This window comes from Actinomadura sp. 6N118, from assembly GCF_044326415.1.
Taxonomy (GTDB): Bacteria; Actinomycetota; Actinomycetes; order Streptosporangiales; family Streptosporangiaceae; genus Spirillospora.
In genome coordinates this window covers 559,964-578,728 of record NZ_JBIRAZ010000001.1, presented here as the reverse complement: position 1 = coordinate 578,728, position 18,765 = coordinate 559,964, and the positions used below count along the sequence as shown (strand labels likewise).

Annotated in this window: 13 protein-coding genes; 2 read left to right on the top strand and 11 right to left on the bottom strand. The window is 70.3% G+C overall.

Annotated features, from left to right (window positions below; translation table 11 throughout):
• Positions 1 to 18: 18 nt before the first annotated feature.
• On the bottom strand, positions 19 to 1,164 hold the full coding sequence (locus ACH34W_RS02545) for a CaiB/BaiF CoA transferase family protein (protein ID WP_395959011.1): 1,146 nt from the start codon (positions 1,162 to 1,164) through the stop codon (positions 19 to 21).
• Between the two features lie 117 nt (positions 1,165 to 1,281).
• On the bottom strand, positions 1,282 to 3,138 hold the full coding sequence (locus ACH34W_RS02540; RefSeq protein WP_395959010.1) for a hypothetical protein: 1,857 nt from the start codon (positions 3,136 to 3,138) through the stop codon (positions 1,282 to 1,284).
• A 278-nt stretch (positions 3,139 to 3,416) separates the two neighbouring features.
• On the opposite strand from ACH34W_RS02540, the gene ACH34W_RS02535 reads away from it, so the two are divergent.
• Positions 3,417 to 5,180, top strand: coding sequence for a protein kinase (locus ACH34W_RS02535; RefSeq protein ID WP_395959009.1), 1,764 nt, complete (start codon positions 3,417 to 3,419; stop codon positions 5,178 to 5,180).
• A gap of 10 nt (positions 5,181 to 5,190) precedes the next feature.
• Here the strand turns inward: ACH34W_RS02535 and ACH34W_RS02530 are convergent, their stop codons facing one another.
• The 8 genes from ACH34W_RS02530 to ACH34W_RS02495 all read right to left on the bottom strand — a co-directional run bounded on the left by ACH34W_RS02530 (position 5,191) and on the right by ACH34W_RS02495 (position 16,220).
• The gene (locus ACH34W_RS02530) at positions 5,191 to 7,296 is read right to left on the bottom strand and encodes a hypothetical protein (RefSeq protein WP_395959008.1); all 2,106 of its coding nucleotides are present in this window, start codon (positions 7,294 to 7,296) and stop codon (positions 5,191 to 5,193) included.
• 130 nt (positions 7,297 to 7,426) lie between these two features.
• Positions 7,427 to 8,329 (bottom strand): threonine/serine dehydratase, encoded by a 903-nt coding sequence (locus ACH34W_RS02525; RefSeq protein WP_395959007.1) that lies wholly within the window; start codon positions 8,327 to 8,329, stop codon positions 7,427 to 7,429.
• A 192-nt stretch (positions 8,330 to 8,521) separates the two neighbouring features.
• Positions 8,522 to 9,316 carry an isocitrate lyase/phosphoenolpyruvate mutase family protein gene (locus ACH34W_RS02520; protein ID WP_395959006.1) on the bottom strand — a complete coding sequence of 265 codons (795 nt, stop codon included), beginning with the start codon at positions 9,314 to 9,316 and terminating at the stop codon, positions 8,522 to 8,524.
• 57 nt (positions 9,317 to 9,373) lie between these two features.
• Complete coding sequence (locus tag ACH34W_RS02515) at positions 9,374 to 9,505, bottom strand: hypothetical protein (protein WP_395959005.1); 132 nt, start codon at positions 9,503 to 9,505, stop codon at positions 9,374 to 9,376.
• 107 nt (positions 9,506 to 9,612) lie between these two features.
• Positions 9,613 to 11,778 carry a DUF3488 and transglutaminase-like domain-containing protein gene (locus ACH34W_RS02510; RefSeq protein WP_395959004.1) on the bottom strand — a complete coding sequence of 722 codons (2,166 nt, stop codon included), beginning with the start codon at positions 11,776 to 11,778 and terminating at the stop codon, positions 9,613 to 9,615.
• The gene (locus ACH34W_RS02505; RefSeq protein WP_395959003.1) at positions 11,775 to 12,908 is read right to left on the bottom strand and encodes a DUF58 domain-containing protein; all 1,134 of its coding nucleotides are present in this window, start codon (positions 12,906 to 12,908) and stop codon (positions 11,775 to 11,777) included. The genes ACH34W_RS02510 and ACH34W_RS02505 overlap by 4 nt, the downstream gene beginning before the upstream one ends.
• Positions 12,908 to 13,897 carry an AAA family ATPase gene (locus ACH34W_RS02500; RefSeq protein ID WP_395959002.1) on the bottom strand — a complete coding sequence of 330 codons (990 nt, stop codon included), beginning with the start codon at positions 13,895 to 13,897 and terminating at the stop codon, positions 12,908 to 12,910. Before ACH34W_RS02500 ends, ACH34W_RS02505 begins: the two co-directional genes overlap by 1 nt.
• Positions 13,898 to 13,916: 19 nt before the next feature.
• Complete coding sequence (locus tag ACH34W_RS02495) at positions 13,917 to 16,220, bottom strand: hypothetical protein (RefSeq protein WP_395959001.1); 2,304 nt, start codon at positions 16,218 to 16,220, stop codon at positions 13,917 to 13,919.
• A gap of 482 nt (positions 16,221 to 16,702) precedes the next feature.
• Here ACH34W_RS02495 and ACH34W_RS02490 point away from each other — a divergent pair, with 482 nt between their 5' ends.
• Entirely contained in the window at positions 16,703 to 17,446 is a 744-nt protein-coding gene (locus tag ACH34W_RS02490; protein ID WP_395959000.1) for a M50 family metallopeptidase, read from the top strand.
• A gap of 170 nt (positions 17,447 to 17,616) precedes the next feature.
• Here the strand turns inward: ACH34W_RS02490 and ACH34W_RS02485 are convergent, their stop codons facing one another.
• Complete coding sequence (locus ACH34W_RS02485) at positions 17,617 to 18,753, bottom strand: glycosyltransferase (protein ID WP_395958999.1); 1,137 nt, start codon at positions 18,751 to 18,753, stop codon at positions 17,617 to 17,619.
• Positions 18,754 to 18,765 lie beyond the last annotated feature (12 nt).

The window sequence follows — 18,765 nt, the reverse complement described above, 5'->3', positions numbered from 1 at the left end:
GGGGTCAAGACCTGGGAGTCAGGCCTGGGCCACCGCGCCGGAGGAGAGCAGGGCCTCGACATCGTCGAAGCCCAGGTCGGTGAGGATGTCGCGGCTGTTGACGCCGGGGCGGACCGGAAGCCCCTCGATCTCGGCGGGCGTACGGGAGAAGCGGGGCGCGGGGGCGGGCTGGAGGTGGCCGCCCTGGTCGACGAAGACATCCCGTTCGGTGTTGTACGGGTGTTCGGCGGCTTCCTTGAGCGAGAGGACGGGAGCCACGCAGGCGTCGCTGGGCAGGAAGACCTCGGCCCATTCGTCGCGGGTCCTGGCCTTGAACGCGGCGGCGAACCGTTCACGCAACTCGGGCCAGCCATCCCTGTCGTGCTGGGCTGGGAGGTCCTCGTTCTGGAGGCCGATGAGCCGGACGAACTCGGCGTAGAACTGCGGCTCGATCGCGCCGACCGCCATGTGCTTGCCGTCGGCGGTCTCGTAGACGTCGTACCAGGGGGCACCGGTGTCGAGCATGTTCACGCCGCGCTCGTCCTGCCACATCCCACCGGCGAGGAACGCGTGGATGAACGTCGAGAGATGGGCCGTGCCGTCCACGATCGCGGCGTCCACGACCTGGCCTCGGCCGCTCACCTTGGCCTCCAGCAGGGCGGCGAGGACCCCGACGATCAGATACATGCTGCCGCCGGCGAAGTCGCCGAGGAGGTTCATCGGCACCTGCGGCGGGCCGCCCGCACGGCCGATGGCGTGCAGCGCGCCGGTGATCGCGATGTAACCCACATCGTGACCGGCGCTCTGCGAGAGCGGCCCCTCCTGGCCCCACCCGGTCATCCGGCCGTAGACGAGCGCGGGATTGCGGGCCAGGCAGTCGTCAGGGCCGATGCCGAGCCGTTCGGTCACCCCGGGGCGGAAACCCTCCAGCAGCACGTCGGACCGCTCGGCCAGCCGGAGCACGACCTCCTTGCCCTGCTCGCTCTTGAGATCGACGGCGATCGAGCGCTTGCCCCGGTTGGTGAAGTCGGTGGCCGCGAACCCGCCGCCCTTGGACGCGGCCGCGGCCCGGTCCACGCGGATCACCTCGGCCCCGAGGTCGGCCAGCAACATGGCGGCGAACGGACCCGGCCCGATCCCGGCCAGCTCGATCACCCGCACTCCGGAGAGCGGACCCTTGCCCATGCGCGACCCCTTTCGCCCAACCGCCTGAACCTCGTTCGGTGCACCCCTAGTGTGCCCGATCGCGGTAAGTGCGCGCTGACCGCCCCGTCGCAAGGACGCCGGGCCCGGCCGGGCGGATCACTCCGGCCGGGTGGTCAGCGTGACGGGGTTCTCGGGACGCTTCTTGGCCTGCGGAGCCGAGCCGACCAGAAGCCTCTTGGTCACCTTGGGCTTGCTCACCGGCCCCTCGGCATGCGGGACGAGATCACGTGCGGCGGCGGCCAGGTAGTACCAGCGGTCCGACGGCGCCTTCCACCAGGTGCCGCTGACAGGTCGCCGCCTGTCGCACCAGCCGGTGGCGAGCTCCTTCTTCTCCGCCACGAGCGCCGCCTGGGCGGACTCGCCGCCGCCCGCGAAGGCCATGCGGGTGCACACCCACTGGGCGCGCCCGCCGCCGTGCGGCAGCGAGCCCGACCAGAAGTCCCAGGCCACCGCCTCGATCACCGGCCGCATCGGCTGCGGCAGCAGGCAGCTGAGCCGATCCCACAACTTCACGTTCGCCGCCTTGAGCCGTATGGATTTCACGGGCATAGCTTTCGCGGGCACAGCCTTCACAGTCGTGGGCTTCGCAGGCGCTGGCTTCTCAGGCGCAGCAGAGGATTTCGCGGATGGGCTAGCGGCCTTGGCCGATGGGCTGCCGGGCTTGGCAGGCGGGGTGCCGGGCTTGGCTGCCTGAGCGGCGGGCTTGGTCGGTGTGGCGGCGGGCTTTGCCGACGGCGTGGCGGGCTTGGCAGGTGACGCCGTGGCCGAGGCAGCGGGCTTTGCCGGTGGGCTGACAGTTGGGGTGGCGGCGGGTGGGGCGGTGGATGTGGGTGAGCGGTAGGCCAAGGCCACCGGACGGATGCCGCCGAACTCGCCCACGGTTCGGGACCCGTCGTGTCCGCTGAGGTCGAACAGCGGTCCGCGCCGGCAGCGGGTTCGGACGGTCACGGCGTCGGTCACGCCTTCCGTCACGGTCACCTTCCGGCCGGACGGGGTCACGGCGCCGGTGTCCCAAGGGGCGAGGAGGTAGCGGCCACCGCCGAGGGCGATGGGGTTGGACGCGTCGGTTCCGGCGGTGGTGACCTGCAGGTCTTCCGGGGATCCGGTGTAGCGGGCGATCCGGTCGCGGTGGCGCAGGAGGGCGATCGGAACACCGCTGACCCGCCCGGCGTAGAGCAACTGGGCGTCGCCGGACAGCCGCGCCTTCCTGGACCATGCGTTCAGGGCCCGGGCGGTGAACGCTTTGTCGGTCACCAGGTCACCCCGCGCAGGCCACACGTCCAGTGTGTGCGCGCGGCGCGTCCAGGCGTCCGGTGTGGCCGAGCTGAGGCGCAGCTTGCGAGCCTCGGCGGAAAGGGCCCCGCCGAGCAGCGAGCCACTGCTCCCGCTCGCGATCAGTGCGCCGATCAGCAACGTGACCAAGGTCGCGGCGGCGATCGGGAGCACGGGGCGGCGGCCCGGGCGGACCGGGGTCGGCTCGAAGGGTTCGGGTCGCGCCGCGGGACGGTCGGTGGCGTCAGCGGCGTCGATGATCGGCCAGACATCGCGGAACCGCAGCTCCACGAGCTGGTCGCGCACCGCGTACCGCGGCAGGCCCTCGATGTGCCTCAGCACGTACGCGACGCGGACCCCCGGCTCCATCCCCGCGAGCGCCTTGGTGAGCGCCGGGTCGGGCAGCTTGGCGGGCAGCGCGCGCAACCACGGGCCGAGGCCGATCCGGAGCCGCCAGGACGGGCGCATGGCCATCCTCAGCACCTTGGTCCGCTGCTTGGCCGGGGTGCGGCGGCGCAGGCCGAGGAATCCCCCGCCGGCCAGGACACCGTCGACGATCCGCTGGGCGACCGCCAGGCGGTAGAACCGCTTTCCGTTTCCCGGAAGTACGAAATACGCCAGGCGGACAAGGTCGCGATAATACGACTCCGCCTCGGTACGCGCCATGGCATCTTCCGGCATCAGCCAACTCCCTCTTGACCTGCTGAGCGATATCGCCCCAGAGGCTAGGGAGGGTGGATGGCGCAGCGGACTGGAATTGACGGAACCCTTAACCGGCCCGGATGACTTATCCCGCTATTTCCCCGCGACGCGGATGGCGGTGGGTGGCCGCGGGCGGGCCGCTGGCCGCCACCGGCCCCATCGAGCCGTCCAGCCTCGTCCGTTTCGTCCAGGTACTAATCTGGTCCTCCCTGGGGGAACACCCCCGGGCTGCCCCCACCGAAGGAACCTGCCCACTCATGACCGAGGACGTTCCCGGGTATCGGGTGCTGGAGCAGGTCGGCGAGGGCGGATTCAGCGTCGTCTACCGGGCCCACCAGGAACGCCTGGACCGGACCGTGGCGCTCAAGGTCCTGTCGATCAGCGCCGTCGACGACGCGGCCATGCGCCGGTTCCAGCGCGAATGCAAGATCACCGGACGGCTGTCCGGGCACCCCAACATCGTCACGGTCCTGGACACCGGAACGAGCCGGTTCGGCCGCCCGTACATCGCGATGGAGTACTTCGAACGCGGCGCGCTGATCGACCGGCTCGAGCGCGAAGGGCCGCTGCCCGTCGGCGAGGCGCTGCGCATCGGCGTGAAGATGGCGGGCGCGCTGGCCGCCACGCACGAGACCGACGTGCTCCACCGCGACGTCAAGCCGCAGAACATCCTCGTCTCGAAATACGGCGAACCCGCCCTGGCGGACTTCGGCATCGCCCGGCTGACCGACTCGTTCGACCACAGCCACACGCAGGCGTTCACCCCGCACCACGCGGCGCCCGAGGTGCTCGAGGGCAGGACGCCCGGCGTCGGGTCCGACATCTACTCGCTCGGCTCCACGCTCTACCAGCTGCTGTCGGGCCAGCCCGCGTTCAAGGGACCGCGCGGCGAGGGCATCGCGCCGCTGATGTTGCGCATCATGAACGACCCGCCGCCCGCGTTCCAGCGGGGCGACGTACCGGGGCCGGTCTTCGACGTCATCACCCAGGCGATGGCCAAGGCACCGGAACACCGATTCGGCAGCGCCGTCGAATTCGCGCAGCGAATGCAACAACTCCAGGCGGAGCTGGGGCTGCCCATCACCGACCTCGCTCACAGCGGCAGCGGGGACGTGCCCGTCATCACCCCGCAGTTCCCGGCGCACCCGCGTCCTCCGGCGGTCCCCGAGTGGGCGCCGACGACGCCGCGTTCCACGACCACACCGGCGTCCTCGGCCCCACCGGCGGCGACTCCGGACGGGCTGACCGAGCAGGTGTCCCCGTCCGGCCCGCTCTCGCCCTGGCATCCGGACGCTCCCGCCTCCCAGTCCGCGCCGCCGACGGGCTACCCCACCGCACCGCAACCCGCGCCGTCCGCACAGAGCGGCCTCCAGGGAGGCCTCCACGGGGGTCTCCAGCCGGGCCTTCAGCCCGGCCTGCCGGGTGGCTCCGCGGCGGCCGCCACGCCCATGGCGGACCAGGCGCCGGCTCCGACCTGGCCGCCGCAGCAATCGGAGCACCCGCACGCACCCCAGCCCGGCTCGGACGGTCCGCGGCGCGGCCTGATGGTCGCCGTCACGGTCGCGCTCGTCGGCGGGCTGGCGGTGGGCCTCGGCGCGCTCGCGCTCTCCGGCGGCGGTGACGGATCGAAGGACCCGACGACGCAGGGGACCAGCCCGCTCACACCGCAGAACGGCGGCACCCAAGCGCCCCTCGGCAACGCCCCCGTCACCCGCAAGCAGCTCGCCGCCGCCCGCCCCTACGGCCTGGTGGCGAAGTCGTTCGGCACGTCGGTCAGCCTCACCTGGCGGCTGCCCGCGGTCGCCCAGCAGATGCCGATCCTCGTCCAGCAGGCCCCGTTCGGAACGAGCGCGGTCGTGCCCGTGAGCAACGGCGCCGTCACCACGACCGTCTCGAAGCTCAACCCCAAACTGGGCTACTGCTTCCGCGTGGGCTCCGTCCCCGGCATCGGCCCGGACAACTCTCCCAAGGTGTCGTGGTCACTCCCGAAGTGCATCCGCGGCGCGCGCATCGCAGGCTGACGCCATCCCGTTACGCACAGCGCCAGAGCGGAAGACCGAGGAACTGTTTCCAGCCGCTGCCGGCGCTGTTGGGAGTCTTGGCGAGATACCCGATCATGTAGCCGTCACCTTGAGGTGTTCGGACCTTGTTGTAGAGGTTTCCGGCGAAGTTCGGGTCGTTGTTCGGGTGCGTGTAGTTCGCCCCCTTGACCTGACAGAGCAGGGTCAGCTTGTGTCCGTTGTCCTTGTAGGTGTAGACGTCGGCACTCGCTTTGTCAGGCTGAGCGTTCACAAATGCGGTGGAACCACTGCCGTTGTGCTGGATCGAGTATTGCTGGGGCGGGCCGGTCAGGGTGACGTTGAGGTCGGTGCCCTCGCTGATGCCTGCGCCGTTGGAGGCCCGCACATTGAACGAGTACTGCCCGTTCGTGAAGACCTCGCTCATCAGGATGCTGGTGCCTTTGATGCCGAGCCTGCTTGAGGTCTCCCAGCTGACCTGGTAGCTGGTGGACGCGTCGTCCGCGCCCGCGCCCGGCACCCATGAGAGCTTCGCGCCCTGTGCCGTGGCCTCGGCCTTGACGTCGCGGGGCGCGAGCGGTGCCGAACAGGGCCGCACCGGTGGGCTGGGATCGGACGCGAGCTCCGACGCCTTCCCTTCGGCGTTCCGGTACTGGACGGCGACGCGGAAGCGGTATTCCTTGTTGCAGTCGCCGCCCGCGACGCCGAACTCCAACGTGCCCGCGTTCACCGGTATCGACTGGGGGCTCGCGGTAAGCCCTCGTTTGACGTCCTTGAGGACGTATCCGGTCGGCGTCCCACCGCTCGACGGTTTGAACCCGATCCGCATGGCGCCGCCCTCGAACCTCGTGGTCAGCTCCGTGGGGGCCGTCGGCGCACCCGGCGGGCGGGGTGGCGAGACCGGTGGATCGGACGAAGGACCCGGAGGAGGAGTCCGACCACCGCCACCGGACGGCAGGGACTTGCGCTTGTCTCCACCCGGGACCTTCGTCTCGTACTTCCCGAACGCGCTCGCCGAGCCGTTGCCCTCAACGACGACCGCCTTGGGCTGGGCCGGATCGTGTGCCCAGAGCATGCCTTCCTTGACGAAGACCTCCAGGCTGGAGTTGCGACCCGCCACGGGAATCGCTCTCTCGCTGCTGGCCGTCGCGGTGTTGTAGACGTGCAACTGCCCGAGGGTCTCATCAGGGATATATGTCCTGGGGCCCAGGATCTGGGGCGGCTGATAGCGGTGCTTGGGCAGCTTGAGCGCGACTCCCTGATGCCGGCCCGTGCCGCTGTCGAACAGCGTGAGCGACCCGGTGCTCTGCACGAGCAGGGGTACGACCGTCCCCTCCGTCCGGGCGGGGACCAGCGTCTCGGCGTTCGCCGCCTGCACGGTCGACGGGAGCCTGACGTCGAGGCGGACGCCCGAGCCTCCGAGCACCATCGCGGTGGCCCTCGTGGAGTTCACCACGACGGGCTCGCCCGCGGCCATCACGAGCGACAGCCGGTCCTTCGCCTTCCCGACATGGATCGTCGGCAGCAGCCGGCCGTCCCGGAACGGCGTGACCTCGCCCAGCTGCGGCACAGGCACCCACAGGGTGCCCCGCGCGTCTACTCCGGCCTCCTCCAACGGCGGCGCCAACACCGCGGACGGCCCGAGCGCGGCCAAGCTGACCGGGTCGATCTGCTGGATCGCCCCCTTGACCGGATCGACGGTGTACGTCTTGCCCGCCTCCGCGAGCACCTGGAGGTTGAGCCCACCGAGCGTCTTGCTCTGCGTCACCTTCAGCTGGGACGGGTCGATACGGCTGACGGCTCCGGTGTCGAGGTCGACGAGCAGCACGGTGTTGCCGTCCTGCACGACCTTGATCCGGTGGTTGCGCATCTGCGGGAGGAGCGCGGCCTTGCCGTCGACCTTGGCCGCCGGTCCGTTCACGTGGACGAGCACGCCCTTGCTCTTGGCACTCAACCAGGCACCCACATCGGCGAGCCGGTACTTGGCACTGGCGATGCCCACGCCGTACACCACCGCGGTCACAAGCAGCAGGCCGACCAGGCCGAGCGCCACCTGGCCCGTCACCCGATCCCTGCTGAACGCCGCGCGCATCGCCCCGCGGAAGCCCGATCGCCCCACTTGTCACCCGTTCCTCGCCGACGCGCAGGACACACTAGCCCGGAGCCGTCCCCTTCACCCCGAGATTGCACAGACCGACCGAACTCGGTCAGAGAACGCCCGGCACGATGGGCTTCAGATCAGTACGCCTTCAGATCAGAGCCTCCCTGTACGTGGGAATGGTGATGTTGCGGCCGGAGAGCACCACGACCAGGCGGCCCGACACCTCGACCTTGCCGGCCAGCACCGCCGCGACTCCACACGCCCCCGCCCCCTCGGCCACGAGGCCGTGCTCGGCGAACAACCAGCGCATGGCTCCCCGGATCTCGGCCTCGGTCGCCGAGGTCAGCTCGGCGTCCCGGAGAACGTCAGGCGTCACACAGCCGGGTTCGAGGTTGCCCGCGAGCCCGTCGGCGATCGTCTCCCCGACCTCGACCTCCACGACCTTCCCGGCGCTCACCGCCGCGGCGACGGGCCGCGACTGGGCGGCCTCGACTCCCACCACCCGCACGTCACCGCGCTGCCGTGCCCACAGGGTCAGTCCGGCGGCGAGCCCTCCCCCGCCGACCGGCGCGACCACGGTCATCGGCCCGTCCACCTGGGCGTCGAGCTCATACCCGATCGTGCCCTGCCCGGCGATCACATGCGGATCGTTGTAGGGCGACACATAACGCCCCGGGAGGTTCAGCGCGTGCGCCTCGGCCTGGTCGTAGTCATCACCGTGCTCCACCAGCCGCACCGGATACGACCCGATCTTGGCGACCTTCGCGGCCGAGGCCCGCCTCGAAACGACCACGGTCAGCTCCGCGCCCACCCGCGACGCCGCGTACGCCATGGCCAGCCCATGATTGCCGGCGCTGGCGGTGACGGCGGGCTCCTCCGGCGTCAGCGCCGCGATCGCACCCCGGACCTTGAACGACCCGGTCGGCTGGAACGTCTCCAGCTTGAGCAACCCGATCCCGCTCGACACGGCGGGAGTGGGCTGCAAAACCCCGCTCACATCGCGCCAGGCCCGTTCCAGATCTTCAGCCCCCGGCACCCGAACAACCCGCATGCCCACCTCCAGACCACCATCCTCCGCCACCTGCCCACCCATTCACGCCACACGGGCGACTCGCAGCGAAATCTTCATACAGCTCAGAGCCGGTCCGGCCGGTAACCCCAAGATGCGCATGCCGGTAAGACCGGGAGACTCGCCGCGCTCCAGCCACAGCCCGGTTTGGATGGGGCACGACGGCTGAGAGCGTTAGAACTTGACGATTTTGGGGGCTACTTCGGTGGGGTCGGCGAATTCTTCGTAGGTGCCGTTGCGGAGGAGGGTCGCCACGGCGCGGTGGGTGGCGGCGTAGGTGGAGAGATGGAGGGCGGCGCCCAGGCTGATGCGGCGGACGCCCACCTCGGCGAGCTGGCGGACGCCGGGGCCGCTCGGGTCGGCCATCACATTGATCGGGAGCGGGGATTCGGCGGTGAGGGCGCTGAGCTCGTCCAGATCGAGGAGGCCGGGGACGAACAGGCAGTCGGCACCGGCCTCGGCGTAGACCTTGGCGCGGGCGCGCACCTCGGCGGGGCGGGCGTCGCGCTCGACCGCGCGGGAGAAGTAGACGTCCGTACGGGCGTTGATGACCAGCTCGGGCCCGCCCGCGTCACGAGCGGCGCGGAGGCGGGCCGCCTGCTCCTCAAGGGTGTGGAGGGGTGCTTTGAACGAGCGGGAGTCTTCCAGGTTGATGCCGACGGCGCCCGCGGCGACGATCTGGCGGACGGTCTCGGCCACGTCCGCGGGGCTCTCGCCGTAGCCGTTCTCGATGTCGGCGCTGACCGGGATGTCGACGGCGGCGACGATGCGGGCGACGACCTCGACCATCTCGTCACGGGTGAGCTGGTGGCCGTCCGGGCGGCCCAGCGACCAGGCGATCCCGGCACTGGTGGTCCCCACGGCTGCCGCGCCCGCCTGGGCGATCGCTGCGGCGCTCGCCACGTCCCACGCGTTCGGCAGGACGAGAAGGTCGTCGTGGAGCGAACGCAACTGCTGGGCCTTGGGCACTGCTCCCCCTGATGTGGCGGCGATGGGTCCGCTCGGACCTTATCCAGGGTTCGGACCTTATCCAGGGTCTCCGACATTCCCGGTGGCGTCCCGGAGGGCCTCGAAGACGCGGGCGGCGTGGTCCATGAAGACCCGGTCCATGGCGGACATCTGCAGGAGATACCAGCCCTCGTCGCTCCTGAGGTCCACGGCCACCTCGGAACTACGCCTGGGCGTGTGTCCGCGCCAAGGAACGACCAATCGGCCGGACAGGGGCCGAGCGCATGTATGGGCGATGCACTGCCGGCCTTTGGCGGCTACTTGCCTCGTCTGAGTGAACGTGGGTGGAGGCGGCGGTAGAGGCGCTTCGGCCTGCCGGCCTTGGCGGTCACCAGGCGGCCCACGTGGTCGCTGTGCTCCCAGGCGGCGTCGGCGGCACGCGGGTCCGGGGGGCCGTTCGAGAACCGGCTGCGGTTGACCAGGTCGGCCAGGGGGCGAAGGTGGGCGAGGGCGGTCTCACCCAGGTGCTTGGCGCCGAACCCGGCGACCTCGTGCGCGGTGAGAGTGCGAGCGGTGGCCAGCCCGACATCGTTCAGGTGGTCCAGCGCTTGATGCCAGGCGCCCGCGATTCGGGCCGCCGGGGGGCCGGAGCGGCGGCGGCGCTTGCGCAGGGCGGGCACGATCATGACGGCGAGCAGGTAGGCGATGAGGAGGAGGACGATGCCGGCGATCGGGAGCGTCCAGAGTGGGATCCCCGAGTCCTTGGTGGCGCCGGGCTTAGTGGGAGGTGCCGCAGGGACCTTGCCCGGGCCGGAACCGCGGTTTTGGTTGATGGCGTTCTGCTGGGCCTGCGCCAGTCCCTTTTGGGTCTCGCCTGCGGCCACTGTGTTGCCCTTGGAACGTCTGGCCTGCTCAGGGATCGGGTCGAACTGCACCCAGCCGTAGTCCTCGAACTTCACCTCGGGCCACACCATCACGTCACCGGACCGAATCACCCGTTCGTCGCCAGTCAGGGTGCCGCCGCTGAAGCCGACCTTGACGCGGGTGGGGAGACCAAGCGTTCTGCCCAGCAGAGCGTAGGCGGTGGCGAAGTGCTCGGGCGTGCCCCTCCTGGCCTCACCAAGGAAGTAGTCGAGCTGCCGGTAGCTGTGCCCTGGGGGCGCGCTGATGTCGTACTTGGCGTACTTCTTGAGGAACTGGGAGAGCATGTACGCCTGCTGGCCGGACGAGGTTGCGCCTGCCGTGGCGCGTTGGGCGAGCGCACGGAACTCTGCGATCTGGACGGGTGGCTTCGCCGCGCCCGGCCCGTTGGGCAGTTGGCGAGCGGCTTGCGCTTCGGCGTCCTGCGCGGCGTTCGCGCCACCGAAGTCGGCGTCCTTCCAGGTCCGTACTCGGGCATCGATCCGGTAGGTCTGGCCCGGCTTGAGTGGCTGCGCCGCCGCCATGGTCCCGCTGTCAGGGTCGACGACAACGCCTAGGCCGGCTTGGGGTTTCACCTGGCGGGGACGGTCGGCGGCGGGAAGCCATATGCCGGGCATATCGCGGATGGTGATCTGCTGGGTCACCGAGCTGCGCTCCCCCGGCTCCGGGTCAGCGGGGACTCGGCTCCCTGTGGGGGTGAACTTGGCCGTGGACGACCAGGTCACCCCGTCGAACCTGTCCAGGACGGCCAGCCGGAGGTCTTCGCTCTTGCCGCCGCGGACGGTGAAGAGGAACTGGTTGCCGTTGTGCAGCCAGCCGCCGACGCGGTCGAGCGGGCTCACGCTGTCATGCTGCTGCGGCGGTGGCGCGGCCACCTGCTCGCGCGGGTTGTACGGCTCGGCGCTGACCGGGACGTACGGGCCGGACAGGAAGGCCAGCCCGCCGAGGACTCCGGCGGCGGGCAGCCCGAGCAGGATCGGCCGCCAGTTCGCGCCCTCGCCGGAACGGACGAGGATCAGCACGGCGATCAGGACCACGGTCGCGCCGACGAGCCCGAGGTTGGAGCCGGGGCCGTCCACGCCCAGCAGAAGCGCGATGCCGAAGACGCCGAACGCGGGCAGGCACGGCGCCGCCCGCAGTGACGTCCGCAATGCCAACTCGGCGGACGCGAACGCGGCCAGCCACACCACCACATGCACGAGGACAAGGAACTCGGGCTTGGCCGGGGCAGGCAGCAGCGTCGTCAGGATCGACTTCCACGAGCTGAGGACACCCGATCGAAGCGTCTGCGGGAGGCTCCCGTCGCCCAGGGCGGGCCGGAGCGCCGTGACGGTGACCGTGCCGACTGAGGCGAGAACGGTGAGGACCACGGAAATCCACAGCGGCCAGGGGCGATCGGATTTCGGGCCCGCCAGCAGCGCGGACACGACCGTCGGGACCACCGCGGCGACCACGACGACCGACACGATCGGCCCGAATCCGAAGACCCGGTGGAACGCCAGCCCGGCGACGGCCGTCAGGCAGGCGGTCACGATCAGCGACAGGTAGCGCCGGAGCTTCATCGGCTCCTCCCCAGCCGCTGCCATCCGTTCGCCAGGCCCTCCAGGTCACTGAAGTCGATGAGCTGAACGCCGGGGGCCGCGAGGGCGGACTCCGCCGGCCGCACCCGAAGCACGACGATCCGGTCGAACCGGCTCCGCACCGCCGCGATCCGGCTGAGGTCGGCCGTCCCTGAGGTCACCACGACGAGGGAGCCGCCAGGCCGGACGCGGCGTACGACGTCGAGCACCGGCTGTGCGCCCTCCGCGGGCATCACCTTGGTGAGCTGATCCAGCACGACCTCGGCGTCATCCGGCCCGCCCCGGGTGTCGGCGACTGGCCCGCCGCCCGCCAGGACCCGTACCGGGAAGTTGGCCTGGCACGCGCCCACGGCCACCGACGCGGCGGCATCGACCGCCAGCTCGAAGTCGTCCGGGTCCGCCCACGCCTCCGGCCGCCCCTCGATCACAAGCGTCGTCGTCGGAAGGCTGGCGTCCACGAGTTGCCGGACCATGAGCGTGCCCGTACGCGCGGACGACTTCCAGTGGATGTGCCGCATCTCGTCGCCGATCACATACTCACGCAGGGCGTGGAACGTCGTCGTACCCGCAGGCGACTTGTCACTCGTCGGGCCTTCAAGGTGGTAGGCCCGCCCAGACGGAAGCAGACCCAGCTGAACGGTCCGGGGGCGTACGAGCAAAGTCTGCGGTGCCCCGTACTCACGTACACGCCGGGCCAGGTTCAGCGGATCGGCCCGCACCAGCCGCAACGGGCCGACTGCGATCTCGCCACGCCGGTCCGTCGGCAGCCGGTAGGTGACGGTGCGCGTCCCCTTCGCCCGTAGCCGCGGTATGTCCACGGCCACCTCGGTGGAACCGGCCGCGTCCAGGCCCGTCAGCCCACCACGTATGCCCCGCCCGGTATTGGTCACATGCAGGACGCCCACGGAGGGCTCGCCACGGCCCACCTTCAGCGGCGCGATCTCACGCCGGACCTCCAGCTTGGGCTGCGGCAGGGTCCAGACCACCGCGCCGCCCACCGCGAGCAACCCGGCCAGGGCCAGCATCGCCGGCTCGGGATAACCCAGCCACCAGCCCGCCCCGTACAGCACGATCGAGGCCGCCGCGGTCCCCCAACCCAGCGGAGTCAACATCAGACGGCCGCGGCCTGCGGTGTCGGCACGTTGGCGAGCACCTCGCCCACGATGTCGGCGCCGGTACGCCCGCGCAGCTCCGCCTCCGGCGTCACGATCAGGCGGTGTGCGATCACCGGGACGGCCAGCGCCTTGACGTCCTCGGGCACGATGAACGACCGCCCCGCGGCCGCCGCCCGCACCCGCGCCGCCCGCAGCAGCGCCAGGCTCGCCCGCGGGCTCGCGCCCAGCCGCAGCTCCGGATGCTCCCGCGTCGACGACACGACCCGTACCACGTAGTCATAGAGCGGCGCCGCGACATGCAGCCGCGTCGCGAACTCGATCATCCGCCCGACGTCCTCACGGCCCGCGATCGGCGGCATCGTGTCGAGCATCGCCCCCGTCGGCGCGCCGGCGAGCACCGCCACCTCGGACTGGTGGTCGGGGTAGCCCATGGTGACGCGCATCAGGAACCGGTCGAGCTGCGCCTCCGGCAGCGGGTACGTGCCGTCCATGTCCACGGGGTTCTGCGTCGCGATGACCATGAACGGCCGCGGCACCGGATGCGGCTTGCCCTCCACCGTCACCCGGCGCTCCTCCATGACCTCCAGCAGCGCCGACTGCGTCTTCGGCGACCCCCGGTTGATCTCGTCCGCCACCACGAGGTTGGCGAAGATCGGCCCCGGATGGAACTCGAACGTGTTCTTGCCCTGGTTGAAGATCGACACCCCGGTGATGTCGCTCGGCAGCAGGTCGGGGGTGAACTGGATGCGAGTCCAGCGCGCCTCCACCGAGGCCGAGATAGCCCGCGCCAGCGTGGTCTTGCCCACGCCCGGCACGTCCTCCAGCAGCAGATGCCCCTCCGACAGCAGGCAGATCAGCGCCAGCTCCACCTTGTCGCGCTTGCCCCGGATGACCCGCTCGATGTTCCCCGCCAACGCCGCGAACATCTGCGCGAACCGCCCCGCCAGCGCCTCCCCGTCAACCACACCGTTCTGGCTCTCGGTCACGGGACCCGCCCCCTAACGCTCAGCATTCGAACATCGTCCCGCCGGGCTGGCGCGGCCCCTCCATGAGCGTGACGCTCAGGTAGGCGGTGCCACCGTTCCACTCGATCCGGTTCCACCAAGAACTCGTCTCACCCGTCTCAGCCTCGGTGACGCTCTGGCCAGATGTCTGGCAGATGACGGTGATCGACCTGTACTCACCCTTGGGGATGGATCCGACCTGCCCATCCTTGCTCGGCCCAGGACGGATCAGCGTGTTGGTCTGGTTGTTGGCCTTGTTCCTGTGCGCCTGCCGCTGATAGCTGAGGTCGGCCGAAGCGGTGACCGCCTGGCTCTGGCCCGCGCCGTTCCTGGCAGTGAGCGTGTACGCGTGCTGCTGGTTGTTCGGGAGGCCAGTGATGGCGGCCGACGTGCCTGTGACCTGACCGGGCGAATTCGGGCCCGCCAGCACATACTCGGCCTGATATCCCGACTCGCCCCATTCAAGGTTCGCACCGTGGTTGACGCCGGTGGCTCTGAAACTGGGCGGTGGCCCAGGAGCCTTGCAGGGGAACGATGAGACGTTGTCCGCCGACACCGCCATCTTGTCGGTGCCATAGCGAGCCGCCACGCGGAACACGTACTCCTTCGAGCAACTGAGACCGGACGGCTTGAATTCAAAGGGGCCGCTCGGCCCCACCGGCCCGACACCTTGGACCGGATTTCCAGCGTCATCGGCCAGGACATAATCCTTGACGGCCGCCGGGTTTTCCCCTTGGGCGAACCTGACAGTGATCGCTCCGTTGTCGCCGCTGGCGGTGAGCCCTGTGGGGGCCGCAGGCTCCTTGCAGGCCGAGGTCGAGTCCTGGCCTGGCCTCGCCGTGCGGACACGTTTCGTTCTCGGATCCTGGTACTGCGCCGCGACGCGGAAGACGTAGGGACGGCCGCATTCAAGACCGGAGACGGTGAACGTGCCACCGTTTGGGCTGTCGGGCACCGTGGGCCGGTCGACCTTCGGCCAGGGCTGGTTCTTCTCGTTCAGCAGCACGTAGCCGGTGGGAACGATCCGGTTACGCCACGACGGACTGAAGTCCACCGTGACGGTCTGGTTGTCGCCGGTGGCGTCCACGGTCGGCGGGCCCGGCGGGTCGTTGGGCTTGGGCTTGCTGGGCGGGGTGGGGCGGCCGGGGCGGTTGCCGCCTCGGTCGCCGTTGCCGCCGGGGTTGCCGCCTCGGTCGCCGCCCGCTCCCTGGGAGGGGATGGGGCGGCGGATGCCGCCGGGGACCTTGTCGGTGTACTTCTGGATGTTGCGGCGCTGGCCGTTCTGGTCGACGGACACGGCCTTGTCGCCGTACGGGTCGTTCGCCCAGAGCATGCCGTCCTTGACGAAGACGTCGATGGGGCCGGGCTTGCCGGACACCCGGATGGTCTGCTCGAAGCGGCCGGTGGTGGAGTTGTAGACGATGAGGGCCCCGGCGGTCTCGTCCGGGATGAAGATCCGGGATCCGAGGACCTGGGGCTCACCGAAGGTGTGGCGTTGCGGCAGGCGGAGGCCCGCCGAGGTGAGGCGTCCCGTTCCGGTGTCCAGCAGGACGAGGGCGCCACCGCGGCCGAGGATCGGCAAGGTCTGGCCTTCGACCTTGGCCGGGATCTTGGGGCGGTCCCGGACGGCGGAGAGCAGCGCGACCTTGCGGACGCCGTCGGGGCCGGCGATCGCGGCGTGGCCGGAGGTCGTGTCGATCACGGTCGGGACGCCCGCCACCATCGACAGCTGGAGCTGGGCGCCCGGCTGGGCCACCTGCACCGGCGTGCCCTGGACGCCGTTCTGGAACGGGATCAGCCGGCCGGTCTGCTCGGTGGGGACCCAGAACGTGCCACGGTTGTCGAGCCCGCCGGGCCGGATCGGCGGGGTGAGGACGGTGGCCCGGCCGATCGGGGCCAGGGTGACCGGGTTGATCTGCTGGACGATGCCCTTGACCGGGTCGAGGGTGTAGGCGACGCCCTCGGCGGCGATGATCTGCAGCCCGATGCCGAAGCGCTGGCTCTGGGTGACCTTGAGCTGGGAGGGGTCGATCCGGCTGACGACGCCCGTCGTCTCGTTCACCAGAAGGACGGTGTTACCATCCTGAATGATCTTGATCCGGTGGTTGGGGGCCGCCTGGATCTGGGTCTTGCCGTCCACCTTGCCCAATAACCCGTTGGCATGGACGATCATGCCTTTGCCGGTGGCGGTGAGCCAGGCGCCGACGTCGGACAGCTTGTAGCGCGAGCTGGCCATGCCGACGCCGTAGACGAGCGCGGACACGACCAGTACGCCCACAAGGCCGATCGCCACCTGCCCGGTCACCCGGTCACGTCGCAGCAGTCTCGCAAGGACCGTCGATCGACCGGGGGATCTCACCCCGCTCAAACCCCGTCACCCTCCTGTCGCGCCGAGCGCATTCCGTTCTGACCTGGACGAAGCGTCACCTTCAGCGCGAAGCGCACCTTAGTGCGTGCGGACACCACAACATAATGGGACCCGGCCCGTTTCGCCCTGCGAACCGCAAGAGTGGCCGGATCAGGCATCCGTTCCAGTGACTCAGCCCACATCAGTAACAGCCCAGGTCACGGCGGGTGACCAGGCGTGCGGGAGGGGTGTTCACCCGAGCGGCAGGGCCCGCAGTTGGACAGGACCTGGACAGTGATCGTCGAGCGCGGCGCGGTGGCGTCGCCGATCTTGAGTGTGTCCCTGACAAAGCGTTACCTAACGGAACCGAACGGAACCGAACGCGGCACTTATCCCGAACGTCCTAACCTTGGGACGCCGAACGACAACCCGGGGTGGACGTGGAACAGGTAAGCATCTCTGAGCTGTGGGACCAAGTGACGGGCACGCAGCAGACCCCGCCGTGGTGGCTGGTCATCCTGGTGGGCCTCATCGCCTTCGCGGCGGTGGCCCACGGCCCCACCTGGCGCGTCGCGCGCAACGTGGTGACCATCGCGCACGAGGGCGGGCACGCGCTGATCGCCCTGGTCACGCGCCGCAAACTGGACGGCATCAAGCTCCACTCCGACACCTCTGGCGTCACCGTCTCGCGAGGCAAGCCGCACGGCCCCGGGATGGTCTTCACGGCCATGGCGGGCTATCTCACGCCGCCGCTCCTCGGCCTGCTCTTCGCGGCGCTGCTCGCCGGCGGGCGCATCACCCTCATGTTGTGGCTCTCACTGGCGCTGCTCGGCGCCATGCTCGTGATGATCCGCAACCCCTACGGCGTGTTCTCCGTCCTCGCCGTCATCGCGATCATCTTCTGCGTCTCGTGGCTCGGGGGTGACCGGACCCAGGCCGGGTTCGCCTACCTGGCCGCGTGGTTCCTGCTCTTCGCCGCCGCCCGCCCCGTTGTCGAGCTCCAGCGCATGCGTGCGCAGCGCAGGGCCCCCACCTCTGACGCCGACCAGCTGGCCCACCTGACCGGCGTCCCCGGCCTCGCCTGGGTAAGCCTCTTCGGCATCGTGGCGCTCGTTGCCCTCGGCACCGGCGGCGTGCTTCTGGCCCCCGACACCGCTTCGCTCCCCCAGCCGCCCGGCTTCTAGCTCAGGAGGGCCGGAAGCGGTCATGGCTCTGGGCTCTTCCGTAGATCGAGAACACGATGACACATGGCCCAGAAAAAGCTTGATCGCGCCAAGTATCACCGCAAGCGCAGAGCCCGGCTTCGCAAGCACCACAAGCGTTCCCGGCCCACTGTGGGCAAGGGCCGCGGCCGTTAGGACACCCCCTCTGCGAGGACGTCGAGCATGCCGGTGACGGTGGCGTCCCAGGGGTAACGCTCGGCACGGGCCCTGGCGGCCTTACGGCGGTGGTCGGCGGGCAAACGGAGGATCTGCTGCACGCCGTCCGCGAAGGCCTCCGGGGTGGGCGGCACCGCCACGCCCGCGCCGGGAACGAGCAGCTCGTGCGCCGCTCCTCGATCGGCCGCGACCACGGGCGTGCCGCAGGCGAGCGCCTCCAGGACCGCCAGGCCGAACGACTCGACCGGGCAGGGGGCGAGCGCGACATCCGCGCTGGCGAGGAGTCGGGCGATGTCCGCACGACCGGGCACGTGACCGTGGAAACGGACCGGCAGGTCGTCGCGCTGCGCGATTCCCCGCAGCGTGCCGGACAGCGGACCATCGCCGATCACGTCCAGGTGCACGTGGACACCGCGCCGATGGAGCTCTGCCACGGTGTTGAGCGCGAGATCCGGCCGCTTCTCTGTCGAAAGCCGCCCAAGGTGTACGAGGCGTACGGGGCTTGCAGGGCCTGTGAGGCCTACGGGGCCTAGCGGCCTTGCGGCAGCTGACAGCGAAGGTTGCACGGGGTGGAAGGTGTCCAGGTCCACGCCAAGGGGGACGCGGTGGAGGGCGGGGGCTTCTACCCTGGCGAACTCTGCGGCGGCGAACGCAGACGTGACCACAACCGCGTCGAAGGCCGCGGCCAAGCGGCGGTTCCAGCGGTCCGCAACCGCCTCTAGGGGCACCCAGCCAGGCGTACGCGGCGCGAGGATGGCGTCCAGCCGCTCATGGGAGAACAACACCGTGCGCACACCTCGGCGGCGCCCCCAGCGGGCGGCCACGGTGAGGGTCGCCTTGTCGGATACCTCGATGACGTCCGGCCGCAACCGCCCCAGGACGCGCAGCACCGGGCGAGGATCAAGGACGAAGCGGTAGCCGGGTGCCACCGATGGGCCGGGGACAGTGATGACGAGACCCGCCTCGGTCTGCCTGCGCGTGTACGCAGGCCCCGGAATGACGAGGGCACGTCTGTGGCCTGCCTCCACGTACCCCCTGCCGAGACGGTCCACGGCCGTGCGGAGCCCGCCGGAGACAGGACTGTAGAGGTTCGCCAGTTGTACGACTCTCACCCTGTCGCCAAT

Coding starts and splice junctions, on each gene's coding strand:
- ACH34W_RS02545 (WP_395959011.1), bottom strand. CDS start 1,164: ATGGGCAAGGGTCCGCTCTCCGGAGTGCGGGTGATCGAGCTGGCCGGG.
- ACH34W_RS02540 (WP_395959010.1), bottom strand. CDS start 3,138: ATGCCGGAAGATGCCATGGCGCGTACCGAGGCGGAGTCGTATTATCGC.
- ACH34W_RS02535 (WP_395959009.1), top strand. CDS start 3,417: ATGACCGAGGACGTTCCCGGGTATCGGGTGCTGGAGCAGGTCGGCGAG.
- ACH34W_RS02525 (WP_395959007.1), bottom strand. CDS start 8,329: ATGCGGGTTGTTCGGGTGCCGGGGGCTGAAGATCTGGAACGGGCCTGG.
- ACH34W_RS02510 (WP_395959004.1), bottom strand. CDS start 11,778: ATGAAGCTCCGGCGCTACCTGTCGCTGATCGTGACCGCCTGCCTGACG.
- ACH34W_RS02505 (WP_395959003.1), bottom strand. CDS start 12,908: ATGTTGACTCCGCTGGGTTGGGGGACCGCGGCGGCCTCGATCGTGCTG.